23 protein-coding genes, 1 tRNA gene and 1 pseudogene are annotated in these 24,565 nt (G+C 68.1%); 15 read left to right on the top strand and 10 right to left on the bottom strand.

Annotated elements, in window-relative coordinates; translation table 11 throughout:
- The 6 genes and pseudogenes from BM162_RS10975 to BM162_RS10950 form a co-directional block, all read left to right on the top strand.
- Positions 1-549 (top strand): annotated as a pseudogene (locus tag BM162_RS10975) (IS3 family transposase); the annotation flags it as partial.
- Between the two features lie 14 nt (positions 550-563).
- On the top strand, positions 564-1,097 hold the full coding sequence (locus tag BM162_RS10970; RefSeq protein WP_143096142.1) for a DNA methyltransferase: 534 nt from the start codon (positions 564-566) through the stop codon (positions 1,095-1,097).
- Positions 1,024-1,752 (top strand): DNA methyltransferase family protein, encoded by a 729-nt coding sequence (locus BM162_RS10965; protein ID WP_218153085.1) that lies wholly within the window; start codon positions 1,024-1,026, stop codon positions 1,750-1,752. The genes BM162_RS10970 and BM162_RS10965 overlap by 74 nt, the downstream gene beginning before the upstream one ends.
- Complete coding sequence (locus tag BM162_RS10960; protein ID WP_245759236.1) at positions 1,745-2,263, top strand: RNA-binding protein; 519 nt, start codon at positions 1,745-1,747, stop codon at positions 2,261-2,263. Before BM162_RS10965 ends, BM162_RS10960 begins: the two co-directional genes overlap by 8 nt.
- Complete coding sequence (locus tag BM162_RS10955; RefSeq protein ID WP_093421617.1) at positions 2,253-3,173, top strand: restriction endonuclease; 921 nt, start codon at positions 2,253-2,255, stop codon at positions 3,171-3,173. Before BM162_RS10960 ends, BM162_RS10955 begins: the two co-directional genes overlap by 11 nt.
- A 143-nt stretch (positions 3,174-3,316) precedes the next feature.
- Positions 3,317-3,982: a DNA-binding protein gene (locus BM162_RS10950; protein WP_093421614.1), complete on the top strand. Its 666-nt coding sequence runs from the start codon at positions 3,317-3,319 to the stop codon at positions 3,980-3,982.
- Between the two features lie 82 nt (positions 3,983-4,064).
- Here BM162_RS10950 and BM162_RS10945 read toward each other — a convergent pair whose 3' ends face one another.
- Positions 4,065-4,526 carry a hypothetical protein gene (locus BM162_RS10945; RefSeq protein ID WP_093421612.1) on the bottom strand — a complete coding sequence of 154 codons (462 nt, stop codon included), beginning with the start codon at positions 4,524-4,526 and terminating at the stop codon, positions 4,065-4,067.
- A gap of 1,018 nt (positions 4,527-5,544) precedes the next feature.
- Between BM162_RS10945 and BM162_RS22400 the strand changes: the two genes are divergently transcribed.
- Positions 5,545-6,114 carry a hypothetical protein gene (locus BM162_RS22400; protein ID WP_143096140.1) on the top strand — a complete coding sequence of 190 codons (570 nt, stop codon included), beginning with the start codon at positions 5,545-5,547 and terminating at the stop codon, positions 6,112-6,114.
- Positions 6,111-6,548 carry a hypothetical protein gene (locus BM162_RS10935; RefSeq protein WP_143096139.1) on the top strand — a complete coding sequence of 146 codons (438 nt, stop codon included), beginning with the start codon at positions 6,111-6,113 and terminating at the stop codon, positions 6,546-6,548. The genes BM162_RS22400 and BM162_RS10935 overlap by 4 nt, the downstream gene beginning before the upstream one ends.
- 311 nt (positions 6,549-6,859) lie before the next feature.
- Here the strand turns inward: BM162_RS10935 and BM162_RS10930 are convergent, their stop codons facing one another.
- Complete coding sequence (locus BM162_RS10930) at positions 6,860-7,054, bottom strand: hypothetical protein (RefSeq protein ID WP_093421604.1); 195 nt, start codon at positions 7,052-7,054, stop codon at positions 6,860-6,862.
- A 211-nt stretch (positions 7,055-7,265) separates the two neighbouring features.
- Positions 7,266-7,341, bottom strand: a tRNA-Thr gene (locus tag BM162_RS10925).
- A gap of 379 nt (positions 7,342-7,720) precedes the next feature.
- On the opposite strand from BM162_RS10925, the gene BM162_RS10920 reads away from it, so the two are divergent.
- The 5 genes from BM162_RS10920 to mnmH all read left to right on the top strand — a co-directional run bounded on the left by BM162_RS10920 (position 7,721) and on the right by mnmH (position 13,889).
- A complete protein-coding gene (locus BM162_RS10920) occupies positions 7,721-8,479 on the top strand; it encodes a DEAD/DEAH box-containing ATP-dependent helicase (RefSeq protein ID WP_093421601.1) in 759 nt (252 codons plus the stop codon).
- Positions 8,480-8,708: 229 nt separating this feature from the next.
- Positions 8,709-10,118 carry a vanillate/3-O-methylgallate O-demethylase gene (gene ligM / locus BM162_RS10915; protein WP_093421599.1) on the top strand — a complete coding sequence of 470 codons (1,410 nt, stop codon included), beginning with the start codon at positions 8,709-8,711 and terminating at the stop codon, positions 10,116-10,118.
- Positions 10,119-10,258: 140 nt separating this feature from the next.
- Positions 10,259-11,869: an FMN-binding glutamate synthase family protein gene (locus tag BM162_RS10910; RefSeq protein WP_439332832.1), complete on the top strand. Its 1,611-nt coding sequence runs from the start codon at positions 10,259-10,261 to the stop codon at positions 11,867-11,869.
- Between the two features lie 61 nt (positions 11,870-11,930).
- On the top strand, positions 11,931-12,821 hold the full coding sequence (locus BM162_RS10905; protein WP_177215132.1) for an NAD(P)/FAD-dependent oxidoreductase: 891 nt from the start codon (positions 11,931-11,933) through the stop codon (positions 12,819-12,821).
- Positions 12,822-12,839: 18 nt separating this feature from the next.
- On the top strand, positions 12,840-13,889 hold the full coding sequence (gene mnmH, locus BM162_RS10900) for a tRNA 2-selenouridine(34) synthase MnmH (protein WP_093421594.1): 1,050 nt from the start codon (positions 12,840-12,842) through the stop codon (positions 13,887-13,889).
- Between the two features lie 190 nt (positions 13,890-14,079).
- Here mnmH and selD read toward each other — a convergent pair whose 3' ends face one another.
- The 6 genes from selD to BM162_RS10870 form a co-directional block, all read right to left on the bottom strand.
- Entirely contained in the window at positions 14,080-16,266 is a 2,187-nt protein-coding gene (selD, locus tag BM162_RS10895) for a selenide, water dikinase SelD (RefSeq protein ID WP_093421591.1), read from the bottom strand.
- 56 nt (positions 16,267-16,322) lie between these two features.
- On the bottom strand, positions 16,323-16,871 hold the full coding sequence (locus BM162_RS10890; RefSeq protein ID WP_093421588.1) for a pyridoxamine 5'-phosphate oxidase family protein: 549 nt from the start codon (positions 16,869-16,871) through the stop codon (positions 16,323-16,325).
- Positions 16,864-17,982, bottom strand: a complete 1,119-nt coding sequence (locus BM162_RS10885; protein WP_093421585.1) for a lipocalin-like domain-containing protein — start codon at positions 17,980-17,982, stop codon at positions 16,864-16,866. The genes BM162_RS10890 and BM162_RS10885 overlap by 8 nt, the downstream gene beginning before the upstream one ends.
- Entirely contained in the window at positions 17,972-20,377 is a 2,406-nt protein-coding gene (locus BM162_RS10880; protein WP_093421667.1) for an FtsX-like permease family protein, read from the bottom strand. Before BM162_RS10880 ends, BM162_RS10885 begins: the two co-directional genes overlap by 11 nt.
- Complete coding sequence (locus BM162_RS10875; RefSeq protein WP_093421583.1) at positions 20,374-21,030, bottom strand: ABC transporter ATP-binding protein; 657 nt, start codon at positions 21,028-21,030, stop codon at positions 20,374-20,376. The genes BM162_RS10880 and BM162_RS10875 overlap by 4 nt, the downstream gene beginning before the upstream one ends.
- A gap of 66 nt (positions 21,031-21,096) precedes the next feature.
- Positions 21,097-22,374 (bottom strand): cytochrome-c peroxidase, encoded by a 1,278-nt coding sequence (locus BM162_RS10870; protein ID WP_093421665.1) that lies wholly within the window; start codon positions 22,372-22,374, stop codon positions 21,097-21,099.
- Between the two features lie 54 nt (positions 22,375-22,428).
- On the opposite strand from BM162_RS10870, the gene BM162_RS10865 reads away from it, so the two are divergent.
- A complete protein-coding gene (locus BM162_RS10865; RefSeq protein WP_093421662.1) occupies positions 22,429-22,899 on the top strand; it encodes a tetratricopeptide repeat protein in 471 nt (156 codons plus the stop codon).
- Between the two features lie 55 nt (positions 22,900-22,954).
- On the top strand, positions 22,955-23,413 hold the full coding sequence (locus BM162_RS10860; RefSeq protein WP_093421580.1) for a lytic transglycosylase domain-containing protein: 459 nt from the start codon (positions 22,955-22,957) through the stop codon (positions 23,411-23,413).
- A gap of 82 nt (positions 23,414-23,495) precedes the next feature.
- On the opposite strand, the gene BM162_RS10855 is transcribed toward BM162_RS10860, so the two are convergent.
- Positions 23,496-24,503 (bottom strand): GT-B fold glycosyltransferase domain-containing protein, encoded by a 1,008-nt coding sequence (locus BM162_RS10855; protein ID WP_093421578.1) that lies wholly within the window; start codon positions 24,501-24,503, stop codon positions 23,496-23,498.
- Between the last annotated feature and the right edge of the window lie 62 nt (positions 24,504-24,565).

Genomic DNA, 24,565 nt, shown 5'->3' with positions numbered 1-24,565 from the left:
CGAGGTGAAGGCCGCCGAGAAGGTGGGCGAGATTGAAAAGCTGCACGCCAAGATCGGCCAGCTCGTGGTGGAACGAGATTTTTTAGCCAAAGCCTCCGGCCGTTGAGCGTGGCCCGGAGGCGTGAAATGATCGAAACGCGGCACCCGGCGCTGTCGATCACCCGTCAATGCGCGCTGATCGGCATCAGCCGGTCGGCGTGGTATGGCCCCGGTAAGGGCGAGAGTGCCTTGAACCTGGCGCTGATGAAGCTGATCGACGCGCAGTTCATGGAGACGCCGTTCTACGGCAGCCGACAGATGGCGCGTCACCTGCGCAACCAGGGCTACAGCGTCGGGCGCAAGCGCGTCCGGCGGCTGATGGCGAAGATGGGGCTGCGGGCCGTCTACCAGCGCCCCCGCACCACGGTGCCCCACCCGGAGCACCGCAAATGGCCATACCTGCTGCGAGGAGTGACCATCGACCGGCCAAATCACGTCTGGTGCGCCGATATCAGTTACATCCCGATGCGGCGCGGCTTTCTCTATCTGGTCGCGATCATGGACTGGGCGAGGATGGCGCGCCGGTGACACGCTGGGATGGGGTGACGACTATGCGCCACCCGGCGACGGGTGAGGAGGTGCCGGACCCGTCGGCGCGGGTGCAGATCTACGACTACGCTGATCCGCGCCCGGCGGAGTGGCCCGAGGCCACCTTCATCGTCGGCAACCCGCCGTTCATCGGGGCCAGCCGGATGCGCGAGGCGCTCGGGGATGGTTATGTCGAGGCGCTCTGGCAGGCGTGTCCGAAGATGCCGCAAAGCGCGGACTTGGTGATGTTCTGGTGGGAGAAGGCGGCCCTGAAGGCGCGCGCCTATGACGGCCAGAGTGGTCTGCGCCGGTTCGGCCTCATCACAACGAACTCGCTGCGCCAGACCTTCAACCGGCGCGTGCTGGAGCCGCATCTGGGCGATACCAACCGCCCCCCTGTCGCTGCTCTTCGCCATCCCGGACCACCCTTGGGTGGACACTGTGGACGGCGCGGCAGTGCGCATCGGCATGACGGTGGCCGCGACGGGCAACCGCCCGGGGCGGCTGGTTACGGTCGTGTCCGAGAGTAGCGAGCGGAACGAGGCCGAGGGGCGGCAGGTCGAGCTGAAAACTGAGCTTGGGCTGATCTTCTCGAACCTCAGGATTGGCGCGGATGTGGCTGGCGCGCTGGAGTTGCGGGCGAACTCGGGACTTGGCTACCGCGGCATGCAGCTAATTGGCGCGGGCTTCATCGTCTCTCCCGAGCGGGCGCGCGATCTCGGCCTCGGCTCGTTCCCGGGGCTGGAGCAGCATATCCGCCCCTATCGCAACGGTCGCGACCTGACCGCATCACCGCGCGGCGTCATGGTGATCGATCTTTTTGGCCTCTCCGAACAGGAGGTGCGGGAGCGTTATCCTGCTGTGTTCCAGCATGTCTCCGACAACGTGAAGCCGGAGCGAGACCAGAACCGGCGCGACGGTTACCGGAGAAATTGGTGGATCTTCGGCGAAGCCCGCCGATCCATGCGACCGGCTTTACACGGGCTGCCTCGCTACATCGCTACCGTCGAGACAACCAAGCACCGCGTTTTTCAGTTCCTGGAAGCGGAAGTCATCCCAGACAACATGCTCATCGCGATTGGCTTGGACGACGCGGCCGCACTCGCCATACGGCGAGGAGCTCGACGCGCATCGAAAAGAGCGGCAGGCACTGCACCCCAAGCTGACGCTGACGCAGATGTATAACGTCCTCGCGAAGCTCCGGGTTGGCGAGGCGATCGAAGGGAAGGAAAAGAAGGCCTACGAGGACGGGCTGGTCGGCCTCTTGAAGGACATCCACGACCGGATCGACGCGGAGGTGGCGCGCGCCTATGGCTGGCCTGTTGAGCTCTCCGAGAACGACATCCTGATGAACCTCGTCGCGCTCAACCACGAGCGTGCAGAAGAAGAAGCTCGTGGCCATGTCCGCTGGCTCCGCCCGGATTACCAGAATCCGGACGGCCGCGCGGCAGAAACCAGGCAGGGCAAGCTGGAGATCGCCGCCGCCACAAAAGCTGGCAAGGCTCCTTGGCCCAAGACGCTCCCCGCCCAGATCTCCGCCGTTCGCGAGGTGCTGGAGGACTTGGGCGAGGCCGACGCGGAAACCGTCGCCCGCACCTTCATGCGCGGCCGAGCCACCACCGTTGCGCCGCTTCTCGAGACGCTCGCGGGCCTCGGCATGGCCGAGGTGATCGAGGAGGGCCGTTATGCCGTCTGAGCGCCGCTTTACGATCGAACCTGAGGGACTTCCGGACCTCGCGGGCATGATGCTCGCCACGCTCGATGCCCTCAGGCACCTGGGCGGCTCAGGAAGCATTCAGGAGATCGACGAGACCGTCATCGAGATCGAGCGACTCTCAGAGGCCGAGCAGTCGATCCCGATGCCGAACAACGAACAGCGCCTCAAGGTGAACTACTACCTTGCCTGGGCCCGGACATACCTCCGGCGCGGGGGCGCTGTCGAAAACTCGGCCCGCGGCATCTGGGCAATCACCGAGGCGGGAACTGCGATCCATGACCGCGGCCCTGTCGCCGCCATCGTCGAGGCGGTCCAGGCAGAGGAGCGTGAAAAGGCGCGCCAGAAGCGCAAGGCCAAGGAGGCGGCAGAGGATATCCCCGGCGGCGCTGAAGTCGTCATCGCGGACACCGATACTGGCCCTACGGACGAAGAGGACTGGAAGACGGCACCGCTCTCGGTGCTGGGTTCCATGCCCCCAGATGCCTTCGAGCGGCTTTCACAGCGGCTTCTCCGCGAGGCCGGGTTCACCAAGGTCGAGGTGCGCGGCAAGACCGGAGACGGCGGCATCGACGGGCTGGGGGTCCTTCGGGTGAACCTCGTTTCGTTCCAGGTCTACTTTCAGTGCAAGCGCTGGAAGGGCGGCGTCGGTGCGAAGGAGATCCGCGACTTTCGCGGTGCTCTGCAGGGCCGCGCCGACAAGGGCCTGTTCATCACCACGGGTCACTACACGCCGGCAGCGTCCGAGGAGGCGACCCGGGACGGCGCCATCGCCATCGACCTCATAGACGGCGACCGATTGTGCGAGCTGCTCAAGGAGAACGGCCTCGGGGTCTCCACCGAGATGGTTGAACGGGTGCGGATCGACGGCGGCTGGTTCGACGGCGTCTGACCTCCGAAAAAAATCTGGCGTCAGGCTCCAAACCGGCTTTGTGTCCGATCGGCTAACTCCACTTCCCGCCTGCCACCCCGCCGGGGTGGTAGCGCGGGTAGCGGCAGTACCGCGCTTACCATTACCAGAGGTAGGAGCCGGAAATGGCGACCAAGGATACGAAGAAGATATCGGCGCAGCGGGAAAAGAGCGTCCGCGCGGCCGTTGCTGAGCTTGAGAAAAAGGGCGAGCGCGTCACGTACTCGAGCGTTCGCCGGGAGATGGGTGGCGGGTCGTTCCGCGATGTTGGGCCCATCCTCAAGGCCATCGCGGCCGAAAAGGAGGCGATGGCCACCGCGGCGATCCAGGTGCCCGAGATGCCGGAGGATATCGCCGATCTCGCCACTGCCCTGTGGGAAGGCGCCTATCGTCGCGCCGACGAAGTGGCAGCCGCTGATCGGCGCGCTCATGCGGAAGAGGTAAAGTCCCTTCGCCAGGAGCTTGCGGACCGGGAGAGCGACATCGCGACCGTTGAAATCGAGCTTGATGACATGAAGGACCGTGCCGAGGCCGCGGAGGAGCGCGGTTCGCAGCTTGAGCAGGAGTTGGCGGCTCTTCGCCTGGTCGTCGCCGGACTGGAAGGACGGCTGATCGGGCGGGAAGAAGTAAGTGCCGCAGCGGGCACGTCGGCGGAAACGGCCGATGCGGTCGACGGCCGGCAGATCCCGCTCTTCGCCGAGGAAGAAGGTGGACAGGACGCCCACACTGCCGCTTCTGATGGCATCCCCGCAGACAAGGATGCTAAGCCGCGCAACCAGAAGGCTGCGTGAATTGAAAGAGCCGGAGCGACAACATCCGCTCCGGCTACTCGTGTTTCCTAGGTAATGATTTGGTCCGGCCGTGGTTTCGGGATCAGCGGCTCGGGATGAGGACCTTCTCCCGCCTGATCTTGGTCCACTCGTTCTTCGGCAGAGGTCGCTCCTGGATGCCCCCCGTCTCTTTCAACCTCTGCTCGTCCTTCGGGCTCATTTTGCCGTCTTCGAACCATGCATCTTCAAATTCGTGGACCTTTTCCATCGTGCCGATCGGGTCCAGTCCGAGCTTCGCTCGCTCATGGTTGATCTCTGCCCATGCCTCGCGCACCATGTCGAGCTGCATTCGGGCGTAAACCTCAAGCTTCTTGCGCGTCTCTGTTGCGACCCGATCGGCGTAAGACTTCGCTTTCTTTGCGAATTTCAGGATCAGCGGTAGAGCTGGCTTCAACCGTTTGATCAGCTCGCGTTGCTCGGCTTCTTCCTTCGGATAGTTCGGACCTTTCGCGAGCGTTCCGTCCGGTTTGCCCACCTTTTCCTTGTGCTGGACCTTCTCCTCCATGACCGCGTCGGCGCCGTATTCGAAGCTCTCCCGGATCTTCCGGTTTTCCGATACCCATTGCCCTGCTTCGCGATCGACTCGGAGTTCGTGCCGACGAACACGATGTTGTTTCTGGTTTGGCTGAGGTTGACGTGGTGAAGGTTGCCTGCCGTTCGATTATTGTGACTTGTCAATCCGGCTATGTCGGACATCGTCTTCCTCTTTATATCGAAGACGGTTTTGGGCGCTCCTGTTTCGTCGGTCATGCCGCCGGATCCTGGTCTTATATGCTCAGTATTTGTGACCTCGCGACAGAGTCCGCTCGTTTCTTGTTTCTCTCGGTTATTCATGTCCATCACGAAGAAGATTGACCGGATTTTCCGTGGGGCGCATTTTTCAATGTCCCGGCGCATTGGCGCATCCGATGTCAGCGTGCTCAATGTTTCTCATGAAGGGGAGAGGCGAGAGATCGGAACAGATTCGAATTCCTCCATTGCTCACAAGGGAAAAGCGGGGCCCGCCCGGCTTCGCCGGGTCCCACCCGTTTTCCCAGCGCCCATAAATGGACGCCCTGTTCGCGCCTCGCCGGCGGGGCGTCTCCGACGGCTCGCTGCCGCGAGAGGCCGGGGAGGTGCTCCGCCCTCCCTCGACCCTCCCGGCCGGGAAATCGCTCCCGGCACCTTCCGGCGCCTCCCGCTCAATGAGCAAGCCGGGCGAGCCCGGCTTCCCGGAAGATAGCACCGGACGTCCTTGCGCCGTGGAAACAGCAGCGCCACCTGACGTGGCCGCCGCGACCCGAGCAGGGTCTCAGGGAGGAATCATCGGCCCCGCTCTATCGATCGGGACGAAGCCGGGACGGGCTCCAGGGAGAGCCACAGCGCCAACGCGGTCATGAGCAAGTCAAGGAATTTATCGACAGCGGAGGTCACTTCGTTTGCGCGCGCTCCTGGTGACGCGCCCCAACGAAGAGACCACCGCTGCCCAGGGAGTAGAGGAGGCAGGCCCGGGCGCGTCGCACCCTGACATAAAGGAGAGCAGCATGCTCGACGCGACCAATCCGAAAGGCACGACGTCATCCACCTGGAAAGAGGCACTCCGCCATGGAGACATCGTCGCCTTTCGTTTCCCGGTTCCAGGCGATTCACGCGGAGGTGCGCCTGATGTCCGGCCCTGCCTCGTCCTCGACGTCAAGAGGCTTGCCGGCAGGACCTTCGCACTGCTCGCATATGGCGTCACCGCCAGGCGGATCCGAAATAAGGATGCCGAAGTGGACGTCATCCGCCGGAGCGACCACCGGGCCGCCGGTCTGTTGAGACCGACGCGCTTCGTCGGGGAGATGCGCATATTCGTCACGCTCGACAACCCGGGCTTCGAGCCGCGAGACGAGACAGGATCGCCGCTCATGGGCCGACTGCGAAACCAGCCGCTGGAGCGCCTCAGGGAGGTCCGGGCCCGACTCCATGCGCTCAGCGATGCTCGCGCAGATGGCCGCCGCCGCGGGGGGAGGCCGACCGGAAGGAGACGATCAGCCCGGCGAGGCATCGATTTCGCCGTGGAGGTTCGTGGAAGGCCCCGCAGGGTCCGCCACCACCTGGGAGCCGCAGGATGAAGATGCAGGACCATATGACGGCGCAATTGCGCGACGCTGTCGGACTCGCCGTCGCGTTCTCCGACGCCATGCCCAAACACCTCGAGCACGTCGTGGCGCCCCTTCTGCCGGAGGATCGTCATGAGCATCTGTCGACGCTCGTTGCGATGCTCGCTGAGGGACGGCTCGTGGAGAAGCGAACCCGCGATCTGCTCCGAGAAGCCAACGCTGCGCTCGATGAGGTCATCTCGTCTGGCACGTACAGGGTGGAGCGGCCTACCCATGACGTCCTTTGGCTCAGGGAGCCCTGCCGGGTCTACGAGACCCGCCTCACCAGGTATGCGAAGGCGGCCGAGCAGGCCAGGAAGCCCCTTCGAGCGCTCCTGGGTCAGATCGAGCTTGCGCTCAGTCTGACCAGCGCCATGAGGACGACGCAGGAGCTGCTGAACCAGTAGGTTTCGCCGGCGCGGAGGGCCCGCGCCGACCGCGACCGCAGCGCCCAGGCCGCTCAAGATCCTGGAGACCTTCCAGTGGCGGCCTCCGCAGCGCATCAAGCGATTCGTCGGTGGGATACCGGATAATGCTGCCCGGTTTTGGTGCGGCGTCGGAGTCACCGATCACGACTTCGTCGCAGAGCTGTGGGAGTAACTACGGATGCGCCGGCCGTTCCGGCGCATCGTTAGCGTTGCTCTCTCCGGCGAGGGAAGGAGCGTTGGCGGAGCCAAATTGAACCGGCTGGGCTGGAGAAATGCTATGGGACCCCAGATCAAGCGGCTGCAGAGCTTCGTTCAGCGGCCATCTGCAGGATCCTCTGATAGTCTTCGTTGGTCCCCTTGTGCGCGGCGATCTCTTTCTCGAGGCGCAGGAATATCGGAACGTAACGCGCGCCGTCCTCGCGCGACGAGATGATCGTCAACATAGCATCACGGGCCTGCAGCAAACGGTTGATCGAGGGCGCCATTTTTTCCTCCAGAGCAAGTTTTGGACTGGAGGGAGGTCGTTCCGACGGCGCTCAGGAGATGCGGTTTGATCCGCCGATTTTACCGGCAGGCGAGGCGCGAGCCGGGGTGCCTGTCTGGCGGTCTTGTGTGGCAATTTGTGTGGCAGTTTTTCCTCAGAACAGCAAAAAGCCTCGGAAACTGAACGTTTCCGAGGCTTTTTGCTGTTGACGGTGGTGCCGCCACGAGGATTCGAACCCCGGACATCCTCATTACAAGTGAGGCGCTCTACCGACTGAGCTATGACGGCCACAGGGTCTGATACTGCGCTGAAGTCGAGTAGGCAAGGCTGCAGGGGCCCGGTTGGGCGACCTCGACGCGGCGTTTCTCTGAGCTTCCGGCGGGTCGATGAGGCTCACGGGGCACCTGGATGCCGGCGATCCGACAGAGGCCATCGCGCAACATCTGGAATTGTCGCCCGCAGGACAGCGCGACGCCCTCTGAGGCAGAGCTTCAGCGACTGCGTCCGGCAGGACCGCAGTCGATGCTGCGCAAGGAAAGCTGGCTGCGGACTGTCAGAAGTCGCTGGGAATGGCACACCGTATCCGGTACAAGTTGCACCTCATGTGTCTCCAGATGCTGAACCGAAGCACGCTCTCCTCCTGCCGCCGCTGTGACGAGTCCGGCAGATGACCCGGTCAATCGCCCGGCTCGGCCGTGCCTTCGGGCTGTCGGCCCTGCTTCCCCCCTATGGAGCGACCGTGGCATATCGTCGGGTCTCGGGTCGGGCGCGGCTGGTCGAGTTCCTGGGGCCGCCGGCCGTCGGCAAGTCGACGCTCCTGCGAGAGATCGCACGGCGGGGCGGGTTCGGGGGCGTCCAGCCGGAGGCACTGGCCTACACCGATGTGCCGCTCGATCCGGTGGAGGTGCGGCTGATCGAAAGCTACGTCGTCGGACGACTGCGGCCGTACGAGAGGATGGACTGGCGCGCGCTCGAGGGCAGCATGCGGTATCTCGACAGGCAGATCGGTTATCTCAAGCAGGACGTCCGCCTGCGGCGGCTGGGCGGAGAGATCCTGCTGGACGAGACGGGGATCTTCCGCAAGTTCCGCATGCAGATCCTTGAGCTGGCCGAGCAGGGGCAGCCGGAGCACATGGCTTTCTTGTCCGGTCTGCTGCGCGACCGGTTGCTCGTATGCCTCGTGGCCGAACCGAAAGCGGTTTACGCCCGGGCGAAAGAGCGGATGAAGTCCAGCCGGAGCCACCGGACTCGCCATGGTCATCGCCCGCAAGAGGAGTTCGAGGCCGCCATCGCGGCCAATCTCGCGGGGCAGCAGCGGTACGTGGCGGCGCTGTCGCAAGTGCCAGAGGCGCGGTTCCTGAGGCTGGACGGCACGCGCCCGGTCGGGGAACTGGCCGACGAGGTTCTGGACGCGCTCGACCGCTGAAAATATGGCGGCCGTTCCGTTGTAGTGTATACAGTGTCGTCAAGGGACGCACCGCGCAGACTGCGCTTCGGCGTGCGTGCATGGCCCGGAAGACGCATCAACCCCTGAGCATCCTGAGCGTGCACGTATCTGCCAATGCGCCGACTTCGCACGTCTCGCCCCCTTGCTTTTCCCGCTGCGTCACGTCACAAGAATGTATACATTTGGGCCTGACTCGGGAGGAGCCGACATGACCGCCACCAGCCTCGACGATATCCTCAAGGAAAACCCCGACGTCGTCGGGATGCTGCGCAACTCCAAGCTCGGCATCTACGTCTACCCGGTCGTCGCGCCGGAGTTCTCGAACTGGCGCGACGAGCAGCGCGCCTGGCGCGAAAGCGCGGTGCTGTTTGACCAGAGCCACCACATGGACGAGCTGATCGTCGAGGGGCCGGACGCGGCGCGCTTCCTCGAAAGCCTCGCCATCAACAGCTTCGCCAATTTCGGCACCGACCGCGCCAAGCACTTCGTGCCCGTGTCGACCGAAGGCTACGTGATCGGCGACATGATCATCTTCCGCGAGCGCGAAGACAAGTTCGTGCTGGTGGGCCGCGCCCCGACCGCCAACTGGGTGCAGTTCAACCAGGCGGTCAGCACCTTCAACGTCCGCATCACCCGCGACCCGCGCTCGCCCTCGCGCCCCGACGGCAAGGCGGTGACGCGCACGCATTACCGGTTCCAGATCCAGGGCCCGGAGGCCGACAAGATCTTCACCGTGATGAACGGCGGTCCGGTGCCGGACGTGAAGTTCTTCCACGTCGACTGGATCAACGTCGGCTCGAAGCGGGTTCAGGCGCTGCGCCACGGCATGGCCGGCGCGCCGGGGCTCGAGCTTTGGGGTCCGTACGAGGACAAGGACTACATCCGCAAAGTGATCCTCGACTCGGCCCGCGAGGCGGGTGTCGACCTGCGGCAGGTCGGCTCGCGCGCCTATGCCACCAACACGCTCGAGTCGGGCTGGATCCCGTCGCCGCTGCCGGCGATCTACACCGGTGACGGCCTGATGCAGCAGTACCGCGAATGGCTGGCGGCCGACAGCTACGAGGCCGGCGGCTCGATCGGCGGCAGCTACGTGTCGAAAGACATCCGCGACTACTACACCAACCCGTACGAGTTGGGCTACGGCATCTACGCCAAGTTCGACCACGACTTCGTCGGACGCGAGGCGGTCGAGAAGATGAAGGGTCAGAAGAACCGCAAGAAGGTCACCTTCGAGTGGAACGCCGAGGACGTGGTCAACGTCATCGCCTCGGCCTTCAAGCCGGGCGAGGATCACTACAAGTGGATCGACTTCCCGCTGTCGAACTACGCCTCGTCGAGCTTCGACATGGTGATGCAGGGCGACCGGATGGTCGGCATGTCGATGTTCAACGGCTACTCGTACAACGAGCGCTGCATGCTCTCGCTGGGCATCGTGGATGACGACGTGCAGGTGGGCGACGTGCTGACGATGGTCTGGGGCGAGCCGAACGGCGGCTCGGACAAGACCTCGACCGAGAAGCACAAGCAGGCCGAGATCCGGGTGCGCGTGTCGCCGACCCCGTACTCGACCGAGGCGCGCGAGAACTACGCCGACAGCTGGCGCACCAAGCAGGGCTGACGGCTCCTCCATCACTCACGGGCAGCGCGGCGGAGGGCGACCTTCGCCGCGTTTTCTTTTGCGGCCCGCCCGGTTGCAGGCACAGGACAACCAATGCCACGCTCGCGCGTTGGGGCGGGAAGAAGCAGAAGGAGGATTCTGTGCGCGGCATCTCATCGGGCAGACGGTACACGGTATTCATCGGCGTGACGGTGGCGGCGCTGTTGTCGCTGGCCGGTCTTCTGGCGACGCCGTGGGCGCTGGTGCCGCTGGCGATCTTCGGGCCGATGGCGCTGCTGGGCCTTTGGGACGTGGTCCAGCCCAAGCACGCGATCCTGCGAAACTATCCCGTGATCGGGCACATGCGCTTCCTGTTCGAGGGCATCCGCCCCGAGATCCGCCAGTACCTGATCGAAAGCGACCAGGACGAAGAGCCGTTCAGCCGCGAACAGCGCTCGCTCGTCTACCAGCGGGCCAAGGGAGTGGAGGGCAACCGGCCGTTCGGTACGCGCGAGCGGGTCTACGACGCGGGTTATTCGTGGCTCACCCACTCTGTCCGGGCGGTGCACATCGACGACCACGACTTCCGGGTCACCGTGGGCGGACCGGACTGCAAGCAGCCCTATGCCGCCTCGATCTACAATATCTCGGCGATGAGCTTCGGGTCCCTGTCGCCCAACGCCGTCTCGGCTTTGAACCGGGGCGCGAAATTGGGCGGTTTTGCACAGGACACCGGAGAGGGCGGGATCAGCCGGTATCACCGCGAAGGCGGCGGCGATCTGATCTGGGAGCTCGGCTCGGGCTATTTCGGCTGCCGCAACCAAGTGGGCGAGTTCGACCCCGGCAAATTTGCCGATCAAGCGACCGATCCGCAGGTGAAGATGGTCGAGATCAAGGTCAGCCAGGGCGCCAAGCCCGGCCACGGCGGCGTCCTGCCGGCGGCCAAGATCACGCCCGAGATCGCCGAGGCACGCGGCATCCCCATGGGGCGCGACTGCATCTCGCCGCCCTCGCACTCGGCCTTCTCGACGCCCATCGAGATGATGGAGTTCATCGCCCAGCTGCGCCTCTTGTCCGGCGGCAAACCCATCGGCTTCAAGCTTTGCATCGGCCACCGGCGCGAGTTTATGTGCATGGTCAAAGCGATGCTCGAAACCGGCATCGCGCCCGACTTCATCATCGTCGACGGCAAGGAAGGCGGCACCGGCGCCGCGCCGGTGGAATTCGCGAACCACGTTGGCATGCCGCTGACCGAGGGGCTGACCTTCGTGCACAACACCCTGCGCGGCGCAGGCCTGCGCGACCAGGTCCGCATCGGGGCGGCGGGCAAGCTGGTCTCGGCTTTCGACATCGCCCGCGCGCTGGCGCTGGGCGCCGACTGGGCTAATTGCGGGCGCGGCTTCATGTTCGCCGTTGGCTGCATCCAGGCGCAGGCCTGCCACACCAACCGCTGCCCCACCGGCGTGACCACCAACGACCCGCTGCGTCAGCGTGCGCTGCACGTCGGCGACAAGTCGATCCGCGTCGCGCGTTATCACGAGAACACCCTGCGCGCGCTGGCCGAGATCACGGGCGCCGCCGGACTTGCCCATCCCAGCGCCTTCCTGCCGCGCCATTTCATGACGCGGGAAAAGGACGCGGAGATGATGACAGGGGACGAAACGTGGCCGTATCTGCCCGAGGGTTTCCTGCTGCGCGAGGAGGATGACGGTTGCGGATACCTCGGACGCTGGCACCGCGCGAGGGCCGACAGCTTCGCCCCGCCGGACTGAGGGGTTGGAACCCGGGCCCGCTCGCGCTATGTCCCGCGCCATGGGGAAAACAGATATAGCAGTGATTGGAGCCGGACTCGCCGGCCTGAGCGCGGCGCGTCAACTGGCTGAAGCCGGGCACGCCGTAAATGTATTCGACAAGGGCAGGAGCGTTGGTGGACGCCTTGCCACGCGCCATACCGACGCGGGCGATTTCGACCATGGCGCGCTCGAGGTGCACCCGAAAAGCGACGGCTTCCGCAAGCTCTGCGGGCAGCTGGTGCAGGCGGGCTCGGCCATCGAGATGACGAAAAGCCGCAGCTTCGTCGGCAAGCCGGGGATGAGCGATTTCGTGAAGCCCATCGCCATGGGTCTCGACGTGCGCACCGAGGTCAGGATCGACAAGGTGCAGCGCGACGCGGATGGCTGGTGGCTGTCGGCGGGGGACGAGACATTCGGCCCGTTCGCGACCGTGATATCGACCATCCCGGCGCCGCAGGCCGCCGAGCTTCTGGGCGAGTACCTGGATGACGCAGGCGCGCTGAACCGGGTCGAGATGGCGCCGGTCTGGACGCTGATGGCGGCGTGGGACCAGCTTCCCATGATCCTGCCCGATCCGAACGTGTTCTCGCGCCTGACGTGGTCGAGCGACCGTCCGGGCCGCGAGGACAAGCCGCTGCTCGTCGCGCATTCGCGCCCCGAGTGGACACGCGCCCAGCTCGAGATCGAGCGCGTCGACGCCTCGGCTCGCCTGATCGCCGCGCTCAGCGCGCCCGAGCCGTTGTTCGCCGAAGCACACCGCTGGCGCTTCGCCTGGGCCGAGGAGCCGCTGGGCCGGCCGTTCCTGACCGGCGCTGACGGATTGTTCGTGGGCGGCGACTGGACGCTCGGCGACACCGCCGACCACGCCTGGCAGTCCGCCAACGCGATGGCGCGCGCCGTGATGGAGCAGAGCTTCCCGAAGGCGGTCTGAGGCGCTAAGAGGCCGGACATGGCCTTTCGCTTCAACACCCTGCCGGAGCTTTACGCCCACGGCTTCGACACCGTGATCGACGTGCGCTCCCCGGCGGAATTCGCCGAGGACCACGTCCCCGGCGCGATCAACCTTCCCGTCCTCTCGAACGAAGAGAGGGCGGAGGTCGGCACCATCTATGTCCAGGACGCGCCCTTCAAGGCGCGCAAGATCGGCGCGGCGCTCGTCGCCCGCAATGCCGCGCGCCATATCGAGGGACCGCTGCGCGACAAGGACGGCGGCTGGCGGCCGCTGGTATATTGCTGGCGCGGCGGGCAGCGCTCGGGCTCCTTCGCCGCGATCCTGTCGCAGATCGGCTGGCGGGTGGACCTGATCGAGGGCGGCTATCAGACCTATCGCCGGGCGGTGAAGTCGGTGCTTTACGACCTGCCGTTCGAGCCTCCGGTGATCCTGCTCGACGGGAACACCGGGACGGCGAAGACGGACATCCTCGAATTGCTGAAGGCGCGGGGCGTGCAGGCGCTCGACCTCGAGGGGCTGGCCAACCACCGCGGCTCGGTCTTCGGCGGCATGGGCGAGCAGCCCGAGCAGAAGGGCTTCGAGACGGCGCTCGCGCGCGAGATGGTCGCGCTGGACCCGAGCCGCCCTGTCGTCGTCGAGGCCGAAAGCAGCAAGGTCGGCGCACGCATCGTGCCGCCGTCGCTGTGGAAGGCCATGCGCGACGCGCCCCGGATCGAAATCGCCGCTCCGGTCGCGGCGCGCGTCCGCTACCTCGTGAGCGCCTACGACGACATCATCCGCGACCGCGAGACGCTGACGCGCGTGGTGGCGTCTCTGAAGCGCCTGCAGGGGCGCGAGAGGGTGGAGCACTGGCAGGGGCTGGTCGAGCGCGAGGACTTCGCCTCGCTCGCCGAGGAACTGGTGATCCACCACTACGACCCCCGCTACACCCGCCAGCGCGGCGACGACAACCGCTGGCTCGGCCGCGTCGAGACCGAGACGCTGGACCCCGATGCGCTGGAGCGGGCGGCGGACCGGGTGGCGGCGATCGTCGCGGAGCGCAGGTGAGTCTCCGGGAGCGGCTCGAGTAGGCGCAACAGACGGTAGCGGCCGTCCGCGCCGGCCCGGCCGGCCTGGTTGAAGTGGCGCGCCGCCGGTCGAACGACGCGCGGGCGGTTGGCGCGGGATGCCTCCGGCGGGAGTATTTATCTCAAGAGGAAACACCGACGCGCGATGGCCGCGCACCGCGCGGATGCGTTCAGCGGATAACGAGAATTGGCGGCCCGTCCACGATTTCTCCAACCTCCGCAGAGGGATATCCAGCGTCCCGGAGGCGTCGCACGAGGTCCTCCGCGCTCTCTTTCGCCACTGCCGCCAGCAAGCCGCCGCTCGTCTGCGGGTCGAACAGAAGCGGCGCGTCCTCGGGCGCGCGTAGCGTCGTCCGCGCCGCCGCCGCCGTGTTCGCGCTCCAGAGCGTCGAGCGGACGCCACCCGCCGCCAGTTCCGCCGCGCCTTCCATCAGTGGCACGTCATCCAGCCGCAATTCCGCCCCGACGCCCGAGGCGTCGAGCATCGCCAGCAGGTGCCCGGCCAGCCCGAAGCCCGTCACGTCGGTCATCGCGTGCGCGTCGCGCAGGATCGTTGCCGCAGCGCCCTGTCCCTGCTGCATCAGCTCGAGCGCCAACGCCACCCACGCGCCCTTCGCCTTCAGCCCCATCTCGGCCGCCATGATCGTGCCGGAGCCAAGCGGTTTCGTCAGAATCAGCCGGTCGCCAGGCCGCGCGCCGGCAAGCGTGATGGCAGGCCCATCGAGCAGCCCCGTCACCGTGAAGCCGATCGACAGCTCCGCGCCGGTGGCCGTGTGGCCGCCGACGATCTCGGCCCCCGCGTCCGCGAACACCGCGCCGGCGGCCTCCATGATCTCGCCAAGTGTCCGGGCCTGAAGCCTTGGCGATAGCCGGGGCAGGGTGAGCGCGGGCAGCGCCGCCTGCGGGGCCGCGCCCATCGCCCAGACGTCGCCGAGGGCGTGGTGCGCCGCGATCCGCGCCATGACGAACGGGTCCTCGGTCACCGCGCGCAGGTGGTCGGTCGTCACCACCTGCCGCGTGCCGCCCATCACCAGCACCGCCGCGTCGTCGCCCGCGCCCGTCTCGACATCGGCCCGCCGGCGGGGCAGGTCGGCGAGGGCCGAGACCAGCGCGTTCTGCGCCACCTTGGCGCCGCAGCCGCCGCAGACGGGCTGGCCGCCGTGCATCTCGTCCCGCACCCCTTCAGCTACCTTCCGGGGCAGGGCGGGCGCGGGCATCTCGGGCAGGTCGCGGAACTTGTCCATGAACTTCTGGTCGATGTGGTTCTTCCAGCGCCAGAGCCAGCGCCCTTCGATCTCGCGTCCCGACCGGTCCGCCACCGCCGCCTTCTCGCCCACCGAGATGAGCTTGAGGTAATCCTTCTGCGGCCCGTAGACGCGCCACCGTCCGGCCCCCAGCGCCGCGCGCAGGTTGGCGTGCAGCACCGGCGCCTCGCGGACCGCGAAGACGCCCGCCTTGGGCCGTGGCGCGTGGGTCAGGTGGGCGCAGTCGCCCACGGCGAAGACCGAGGGGTCGGAGACGCTGCGCAGGGTCGCGCCCACCTTCACGAAGCCGTCCTCCAGCTCCAGCCCCGTCGCGCCCAGCCAGTCATAGGGCCGCGCCCCCGCCGCGCCCACGGTGAAGGCCGAGCGGAGCTCGCGCCCGTCGGCGAGGCGCACGGCGCCGGGGCCGACCTCGGCCACCTCGGCGCGCTCGATCACCGTCACGCCCATCTTCTCCATCCGCCGCCGGAGCGCGCCGGTGGAGGAGGGGGCGAGTTCCGGCAGAACCCCGTGGTGGTCGATCAGCGTCACCGGCATCCGCCGCCCTGCCGCCTGCGCCCCGCCATGCGCCAGCGCCATCGACAGCTCGACCCCGCCCACGCCGCCGCCGATCACCGCCGCGCCGGCCTCGGCCGCCTCGGGGCAGGCGCGCAGCCGCTCAAGATGCGCCGTCCAGGCCTCGGCCAGCCGCTCCAGCGGCTTGGCGGCGACGGCGTGGGCGGCGAAGCCCGGCAGCGATGGCATTTCGGCATGGATGCCGATGTCGAGCGAGACGAGGTCGTAGCCAATCCAGCCCCGCCCGGCGACGTGCACGCGCTTGGCCTCGCGGTCGAGCGCGTCGGCCTTGCCCAGGATCAGCCGCGCACCGGCGAAGCGGGCAAGACGGACAAGGTCGATATCCAGCTCCTCGCGCCGGTAGTGCCCGGCGACGAAGCCCGGCAGCATGCCGGTATAGGGGGCAGAGGGGCCCGGGTTGATCAGCGTCAGCCGCGCGCCGGGCAGCGGTTTCATGCCCCAGCGGCGCAGGACCAGCGCGTGGGCGTGGCCGCCCCCGATCAGCACGATGTCGCGGGTGTGGGGAATGGTCTGCATCATGGGGCGGTCCTTCGCGTCACCGCCGCCGGATAGACCAGCGGCGCGGCGATGGCGAGTCAGGGCGCGATCCAGCGCCCCGCGAAGCCGTCGTCGCGGGTAAACAGCGCGCGGCGGTGCAGGTCGCCCAGGTGCACGGCGTCGATCTCCTCGACCCGCGCCAGCAGGACGGCCAGCCGCTCCCGTTCCCGCGTCTCGACGTAGTCCTCGGCCCGCTTCATCGGCCGGCCCGGCGGCGGCAGGCCGCCATGGTTGCGCCGCGCCTCGTCGGGCATGGCAGCCCACCTTCCGTCCAGTCCCTCGGTCACCACCTCGACCCGGACGCGCAGGCGCGCCTGCAGCAGCGCCTCGGGCTCCCACGACAGCAGCGTTGCGCGCGGCTCGGCGCGGAGCTCATCCACCTTGGCCGAAAGGAGGTCCGTCTGCACCTCCAACTCCGCAGCCTCCACGCGCGCCTCGCGCAGGGCGACCATGCGCGCCTCGGCGCCCCGGCCGCCGACGGTCGCCAGCGCCACGACGCGGGAGCCGCCGCCACTCTCTGCGCCGGTCCGCAACCTCCGCCAAATCTCGCCGCGCAGGCCGTCGAGCGTCTCGAACCACTCACTCATATCCCGTCATCTCCAGGTATCCGATGCCCTCGTGGCCGCCCTCCACCGTCACCGGCCCCTCCCAGTAGGGGAAGGCGGTGTCGTTCCAGGCGTCCTCGTTGATCGCCGCCACCGTCACGTCGAGGTCGCGCGCCGGAAGCTCCAGCCGCCAGCGCACCGGGATCGCGCGCCCCGCGACCTCGGCCTCCGCCAGCGGAGTCGCCGTCACCGCGCCGTCCGGGAAGGGCTGCGGCCCGCCGTCGGGCGCGATCCAGGTGGCCGAGGTGTAGTCGGCCCCGGCCTCATCACGCAGGCGAAACGCCATCAGCTTCGCGCCGCCGTCGAGGTGGAGGGAGAACCAGTCCCACCCGGTCTGCGTCCGGGCGAGCGGTTGCGACGACCATTCACGGTCGAGCCAGGCCTGCCCCGTCACCGCGACCTCGCCTTCGGGCAGCGTCAACGTCCCTGCCACGTCGTAGAAGGGCTGGGAGTAGTAATAGCTTGCCTGTCCCGCCTGCGACTTCACCGAGTAGCCCGCCTCGCCCTGCGGCACGAAAGGTCGGTCGGTCTCGAGCGACAGGGCGAAGGCGAAGTCGGGACCGGCGGCCTCCATCGTCACGTCGCGCAGCCTCGGGCCGGCCACGCGCCACTCGTCGATCCAGGCCTTGAAGGGCGCGACCTCGACCCCGGCCTGACCGATGCCGCCGCGGGCGAGGCGTTCGGCCACGAAGTGCCGTTCGGGTGTGGTCAGCGCCGCGTGCCCCATCCAGGCCTGCGCCGCCGCCCATCCGGCCCGGCTGGGTCCCGGAGAGAGGGCCGACCGGAAAAGCGTCCACTGCACGCCATAGGGCCGTCCGTTCGCATCTTCGAGATTGGCGGTGACGTACCACCATTCGATCCGGAAGTCCGGGTGCGGCCCGTGGTCGGCGGGGTAGTCGAACTCCGGGTTCGGCGCGGGCAGGGCGAAGCCTTCGGCGTCGGTGCCCAGCCCCGCGAACCCCTGCGCCAGTGCCCCGCCCGCCGCGCAGGCGACGCAGAAAGCGGTGAGCGACCCGCTCCATCTTCGGTCTTGAAATATCCCCGCCGGAGGCTTCCGCCCGCTCCACGGGCGCTGTGGCCGGTCATCTTTCATTGGCGAACACCTTCAGCAGCTCCGAAGGCGGAATCGTGGCGATGCGGCGGGCGGGCCAGAGCGCGGCGAGCCCGGCGGCAAGAAGCGCGAGCGCGCCCAGCAGCGCCCAGTCCGCCGGGAAGACGTGCATCGGCAGCCGCCAACCGAACGCCTCGACATTGATGACGGCCAGCAGCACCCAGGCCAGCAGCAGGCCCACGGGCAGGGCGGCCACCGCCGTCAGCGCGGCGAGCAGGAGGGCGCGCAGCAGTTCGAGCCGCGCGAGCCGCGCGCGCGTCAGGCCGAGCGCCCAGACCGGCGCGACCTGCGGCAGGCGCATCCGCGCCAGCGTCATCAGGCTGGTGAGGATCGCGAAGCCGGCGACGGTCAGCGTCAGCACGTTGAGCGCGCCGGTCACGGTGAACGTCCTTTCGAACACCTGAAGCGAAAACGCCTTGAGCGAGGCCTGGTCAACGATGTTCTCGGCCGGAAGTCCGAACTCCTCGACCAGCGCACGTGCAAGAGCGTCGGCTTCGCCCTGCGGCAGGCGCAGACCGAAATCGAGCCGTTCGGCCTCGGGGAAACGGGTGTCGAACGTCTCGAGCCCCACCAGGACCTGCGCCGAGGGATTGCCGTAGTCGCTGTAGATGCCCGCGACGCGCGTCTCCCACCCCGGCAGTGCCATGGTGTCGCCGGGCGACAGGTCCTCGCGGCGGGCGAGCTGTTCGTTGACCAGGATGCCGTCGCCCCGCGCCACGAGGTCCCAGACATCGGGCAGGGCCGCCAGGATCGGCCAGTTGTCGCGGTAGGTCGGGTGGTCGGCGACGCCGTAGATCTCGGCCGGCGCACCCGCGATCTCTCCGGAGGCGCGCCAGATCGGCAGGACCGCATCGGTACGCGGGGCCAGCCACTCCTGGAGCGCCGCGGCCTGCGCCTCGTCGTCGGACGAGACATAGAGCTCCGAGGCGAGCCGCTGGTCCAGCCAGCCGGTGAAGGTCAGCCGGAAGCTCGACACCATGGTGCCCACGCCGATATTGGCCGCGAGCGCCAGCAGAAGCGCCATGAGCGCCAGCGACAGACCCGGCACCTGCTGGCGCGTGTCGGCCCAGAACCAATCGGCCAGCGGCGTGCGGGCGGTGCGCGCGCCGAGACGCAGCGCAACGTGCAGCAGGAGCGGCAGAAGCAGCGCCGCGCCCACAAGCAGTGCGCCCAGCATGACGAAGCCGCCGACAAGACCCGCCCCGTAAAGCCCGACCCCGACGGCGAAGACGATCAGCGCGAGCGCGACGACCGCCTGCCGGCGCATTGTCCGCTCCGATGCCATCGCCCACGCCCGCGGCTGTGCGGGGGCCAGGAGCGGCAGGCGTGCCACCTGCCAGAGCGACGCCGTGGCGGCGATCAGCGTGCCCAGCACCGCGATCCCGACGCCCGAGAGCCACCACGCCGGCCGAAGGGTCAGCGCCCCCTCGACGCTTGCCCCGTAAAGCCCGCGCAGCGTCGCCGCCACGTCCGGGAGCAGGAGCGACGCGATCAGCCAGCCGAGCGCGATGCCGAGCGTCCCGGCGACGAGGGCAAAGACCAGCAATTCCGCCAGCAACAGCCCCAGCAGCACGCGGGTGGACAGCCCGAGCGCGCGCAGGGTGCGGAAGACCGGGCGGCGCTGCTCGAACGCGAGCCCGATGGCACCGCGCACGATGAACAGGCCCACCGCGAAGGACAGCAGACCGAAGGCGGTGAGGTTCAGATGGAAGCTGTCGGTCAGGCGAGAGATGTCGCCGCCCTGAGCCGGCGGGCGCAGCACCAGCCCCGGCGCGACCTCTTCGAGCGGCGGGCGGCCGAGCGGCTGGTCGTCCAGCACGAGAAGCGCCGTCAGACGGCCATCCATGTCCATCAGGTCCTGCGCGATGCCGATATCGGCATAGGCCAGCCCCGGCGCGATCCCGTCGAGGGCGAGGCGCGGCGGCAGGTCCGCCCCCTCCAGCCGCTCGGCCGTGGCGGGCGAAGTGATCAGCTGGCCCGGCGGCGTCAGGAAGGACAGGTCGAGCGCGGTGTCTCCCTCAAGCGCGTCGGGCAGGTCGGCGGGCGGAAGGGTGAACGGGTCGATGCCGACCAGGCGCACGCTGCCGGCTTCGGTCGACAGCCGCCCCTCGATCAGCGGCGTGACCAGCCAGCCCGCGCGGCGGAGGGCGACGAAGTGTTCCTGCTCCAGCGGTACGCCGTCGGGCGCGGTGATGCGGGGGCGGGGGGTCTGACCGAGCGCGCTGGCCGCGCGGTCGTAGCTCGCCCGTGCCTCGGCGTTGATCGCCTGCACGCCGGACCAGAGCGCCGTCGCCGTCGCCAGCCCGATCAGCAGCGTGACCAGCTGGAACGGGTGCCGCCACCAGTGCGACAAGAGCGCCTGGAGGCCCGCGGTCAGCACCGTATCTCTCCGCGTTCGAGGTGCAGTCGCCGCTCCATCCGCGCGGCGAGCCGGGTGGAGTGGGTGACCATCATCAGCGCCGCGCCGGTTTCGGCCACCAGCTCGAGCATCAGGTCGAGCACCTGCTCGCCCGTATCCTCGTCAAGGTTGCCGGTGGGCTCGTCGGCCAGCACCAGCTTGGGCCGTGCCGCCAGCGTCCGGCCGATGGCGACGCGCTGCTGCTGTCCGCCCGAAAGCTGCTCGGGGTACTTGTGCGTGTGGGAGGCCAGCCCCAGCCGCTCCGTTAGCCGCGCATCCCAGTCGCGGTCGTTGCGCCCCGCGAGCCGCGCCTGGAACGCGATGTTCTGCGCCACCGTCAGCGACGGGATCAGGTTGAACTGCTGGAACACCACGCCCACCGTGCCCCGGCGCAACGCGGCCCGCCGGGTGTCGTCCATCGCGGCGAGGTCGTCGCCGTCGATCAGGATGCGGCCGCCGTCGGCGGCGTCGAGCCCGGCGATGAGGTGAAGAAGCGTGCTCTTGCCCGACCCGCTTTCGCCCGTGAGCGCGAGCGTGCGGCTTGCATCGAGGGTCAGGTCGATGCCGCGCAGGACCGGCACCGGGCGGTCCCCGCCGGAAAAGGATTTCTCAAGCTTTTCAACGACCAGCACCGGCGTCCTCCTGCCTCGTCCGCCGCAACCTAGCACCGGGCGGGGCAAGGGACAGGGGGCGCGACGTCAGTCCACGGGCAGCCCGCTCGGCACGACCTCGGGCCGGCCCAGCGGCAGGTCCTCGGCCGATTTCCCGGTGAGCGCTTGGAGGAAGGCGACAAGGTCGGTGACGTCCCCCTCGGACAGTGCGACCGGCGCGATGTCGAGCACCGCGCGGTGGCGCGCTGCTTCGCGCGTGTCCTCGCGCACGACGAAGTCGACGGGCGCCAGCCACGGCACGTCGGGCAGTTTCGCCATCTCCTCGCGCCAAGCATCGAGCGCGCCCAGCGGGTCGGCGTGGTGGCGCACGATGCCGGCGAGCGTCGGATAGGCGCCATTGTGGCCGTAGGGCGCGGTCAGGGCGACGTTGCGCAGTGACGGCGTGCGGAAGCGGTACGCGTCCTCCAGCCGGTTGCTTTCGCCCATCCGGCCGACGTCGCGCGCATAGGGGTCGAAGACGCGCGTGCGGCCCGGCCCGAACTGGGGCAGGGCGAGCGCGTGGAATTCGTTGTCGGTCAGCAACGGCCCGGAATGGCAGGTGGCACACCCTGCGCGGCCGTAGAAAAGGTCGAGCCCGCGTTCCTGCTGTGCCGTCAGGGCCGCCTGGTCGCCGCCGAGGTAGGCGTCGAAGGGGCTGTCGTGGCTGCGCCACTCGGTCCCGATGAAGGCCGCCAGCGCCCGGGCGACGTGGGCGATGGTCACCTGCTCGGGCGCGGCGACGTCGTCGAAGGTCTGGACGAACATCCGCCCGTATTCGGGGATCGTGCGGACACGCTTTGCGAGGATCGGCCACGCCTTGTCGATGCGGTCGTGGATGGCGCCCGCGATCTCGTTCTCCTTCGGATTGCCCGCCATCTCGAACTGGGCGGTCAGCGGGAACAGCGCCTGCGCAGCGAGGATGCTGTCGAGCCCCTCGGGCAGGTACTCCTCGGCCGGGCTGTCGAAGCCGTTGCCGTAAAGGTCCGACACCTCCAGCCGCCCGTCGTGGAACACCACGTCGATCGATGTGTGCCCGAGGTTCCACAGCGCGCTCGCGTTGCGGGGGATGCGCTTGCGGATGCGCTCGTCACCCTCGCCGGGCGTTCGGTCGGGGCCGACGCCGGCGCCGCCTTCGCCGATGCCCAGGCTCAGCCCGTCGCTGCCGCCGAACTCGTGATGGTGGCACGTCCCGCACGAGATGTTGCCGTTGCCCGACAGGATCTTGTCGTAGAAAAGAAGTTGCCCGATCTTAGCCTGGTCCGCGTCGAAGGCCCGGAAGTCGGCATCGGTCAGCGGGGCGGGAAGCTCTCCGCCGGCGGCGGGCAGGGGAAGCGCGAAGGCAAACAGAAGGCACGCGGCGCGTGCACCGGGGAGGTAGGGATGATCCGACTGGCGACGCTCCTGGTCCTGATGGCGGCCCCCGCGGCCGCGGATATCGAGCACGCCCGCGACCTGATGGAGGAGGGACACTTCGTCGAGGCGCGCGAAGAACTTTGGCCCGCGGCGCGGTCCGGCAACGCCGACGCCGAGGAACTGATCGGCGTCATGTACGCCATGGGCCTGGGGGTCGAGCGCGACGACGTGCGCGCCTTCGAATGGTACCTGCGTTCGGCCATGAAGGGGCATCCCGGCGCGCAGTCGGGCGTCGGTTGGTATTATGAGGTCGGCCGGGGCATGCCCGCCCCCGATCTCGTGCGGGCCTACATGTGGTACACGCTCAGCGCCATCGGCGGCGATCCCGACGCCGCGATCAGCCTCGAGGAAGTGGTCAAGAAGATGACGGCGGAGCAGATCGAGAAGGCGCATGTTCTGGTCGATGACTACAAGGTCTGGATGTATCCGTTCCGCTGAGTATGGAATGGATGGCGAGGCGACTCCAGATCGCCGGGCAGGAACGGGGCAGATCATGACGAAATTGAACCGGCGGCGCGCCCTCGCGCTGATGCTGGCCACCACGCTCGCCGCCTGCGGGCGGCGCGAGCCGGAGGTGAGCCGTGCGCTCTATCCCGGCGAGACGCCGCGCCTGCGGCGGCTGATCACCAGCTACGCCGCTCATTACCGCGTGCCGCCCTCGCTCGTGCACCGGGTCGTGCAGCGCGAGAGCGACTACAACCCCGTGGCACGCAACGGCCCCTATTACGGGCTGATGCAGATCCACCCGCAGACCGCCCGCACCATGGGCCATCGCGGTCCGGCCCGGGACCTGCTGGACGCCGAGACGAACCTGCGCTTCGCGGTGAAGTACCTGCGCGGTGCGTGGCTGGTGGCGGACGGCGACCCGGACGAGGCGGTGGGCTGGTACGCGCGGGGGTATTACTACGAGGCGAAGCGGAAGGGGCTGCTCGAGGCGACCGGGCTGCGCTGACGGTGGGCGTCGGACCGGGGGCGCTGCCCCCGGGCCCCCGGGATATTTGAGGACCAGAGATGTACAGGGCGGGCGCTGGCGGTCAGCGCATCCAGAGCTTGTGCTTCTTGATGCGATTGCGGATCGCCGCCTCGCTGCGGGGGAGCTCCGCCTGGTCGAAGAGCGCGCGGACCTTGCGGCCGCGGCCTTGCAGGACCATGCGCCGGATCGGCTCGTGCCGCTTGAGCACCTTCTTGATCCGGTTCGGCGCAACGGTCTGTTCCAGCGCGGCGATGGTGGCGTCGCTTTCGCGGGCGTAGAGCAGGGGGAACAGGCGGTAGTGGCGGCTGATCGTGCCGTCGAGCAGCCCCTCGGGCAGCGTGTCGCGGCCGCCGCCCAGGGCGTGGATCACCAGCGGCAGCGCCACCTGGTCGAGCCAGGGGTCGAGGCGCTGGCAGACGAGCTCGGGCGGGGGGTCGTCGCGGATCGACAGCGCGTAGTCCAGGAACAGGCGGCCGAACTCGCGCGGGCAGCGGTGGAAGAACCAGCCGGCGTTGAAGTAGAGGTAGCGCTTCCAGAACTCCTCGGGCTGCGACAGGTCCAGGGAGCTTTCGAAGTCCAGCCCGAAGCGGTCGTAGAGCGCGCGCCAGGTCTGGGTGTAGCCGGGCCCGTAAAGTTCGATCACCGGCCAGGTGCCGGTGCGATTGAGCGACGCGGTGGGGCGGTCGAAGTCGAAGGGAACGCGGCTGAGCGGCCCGGTGATCAGCGTGTCGCTGTCGAAGAAGACGAACGGCTCGCCTTCGGGCAGGGCGGCGAGCGCCTCGATCTTGTTGCCGTAAGGGTAGGCTTCTCCGAAATGGCGGGAGTCGAACGGCAGGATCGTCGCGCCGAGGTCCTCTATCAGCAGGCGGCGGAGGTCGGGGTCCTGCATGCGCGGGTCGCGGGACCAGAGCGGACCGGGCCGGGGTTCCGCCACGTAGAGCGTGCCGGCGAAGCCGGGGTCGAAGCGGCGGAGGGAGGCGGCGAAGAGCGCCGCCTCGTACCCGACCCGGCCATCCTGTCCCACGACCATCACATTGAAATGGCCTGCACTTCCGCTGCTCTCGGTCATGGACTTTCCGCCGGTTCTGCCCCGGGCCGTGACTAGCACGCGCGCCCGGACATCGGAAGGTG

The sequence above is a fragment of the Tranquillimonas alkanivorans genome (genome assembly GCF_900115595.1).
GTDB classification, from domain to species: domain Bacteria; phylum Pseudomonadota; class Alphaproteobacteria; order Rhodobacterales; family Rhodobacteraceae; genus Tranquillimonas; species Tranquillimonas alkanivorans.
The sequence above is the reverse complement of the archived record's forward strand: the minus strand, read 5'-3'. Positions and strand labels throughout refer to the sequence as shown.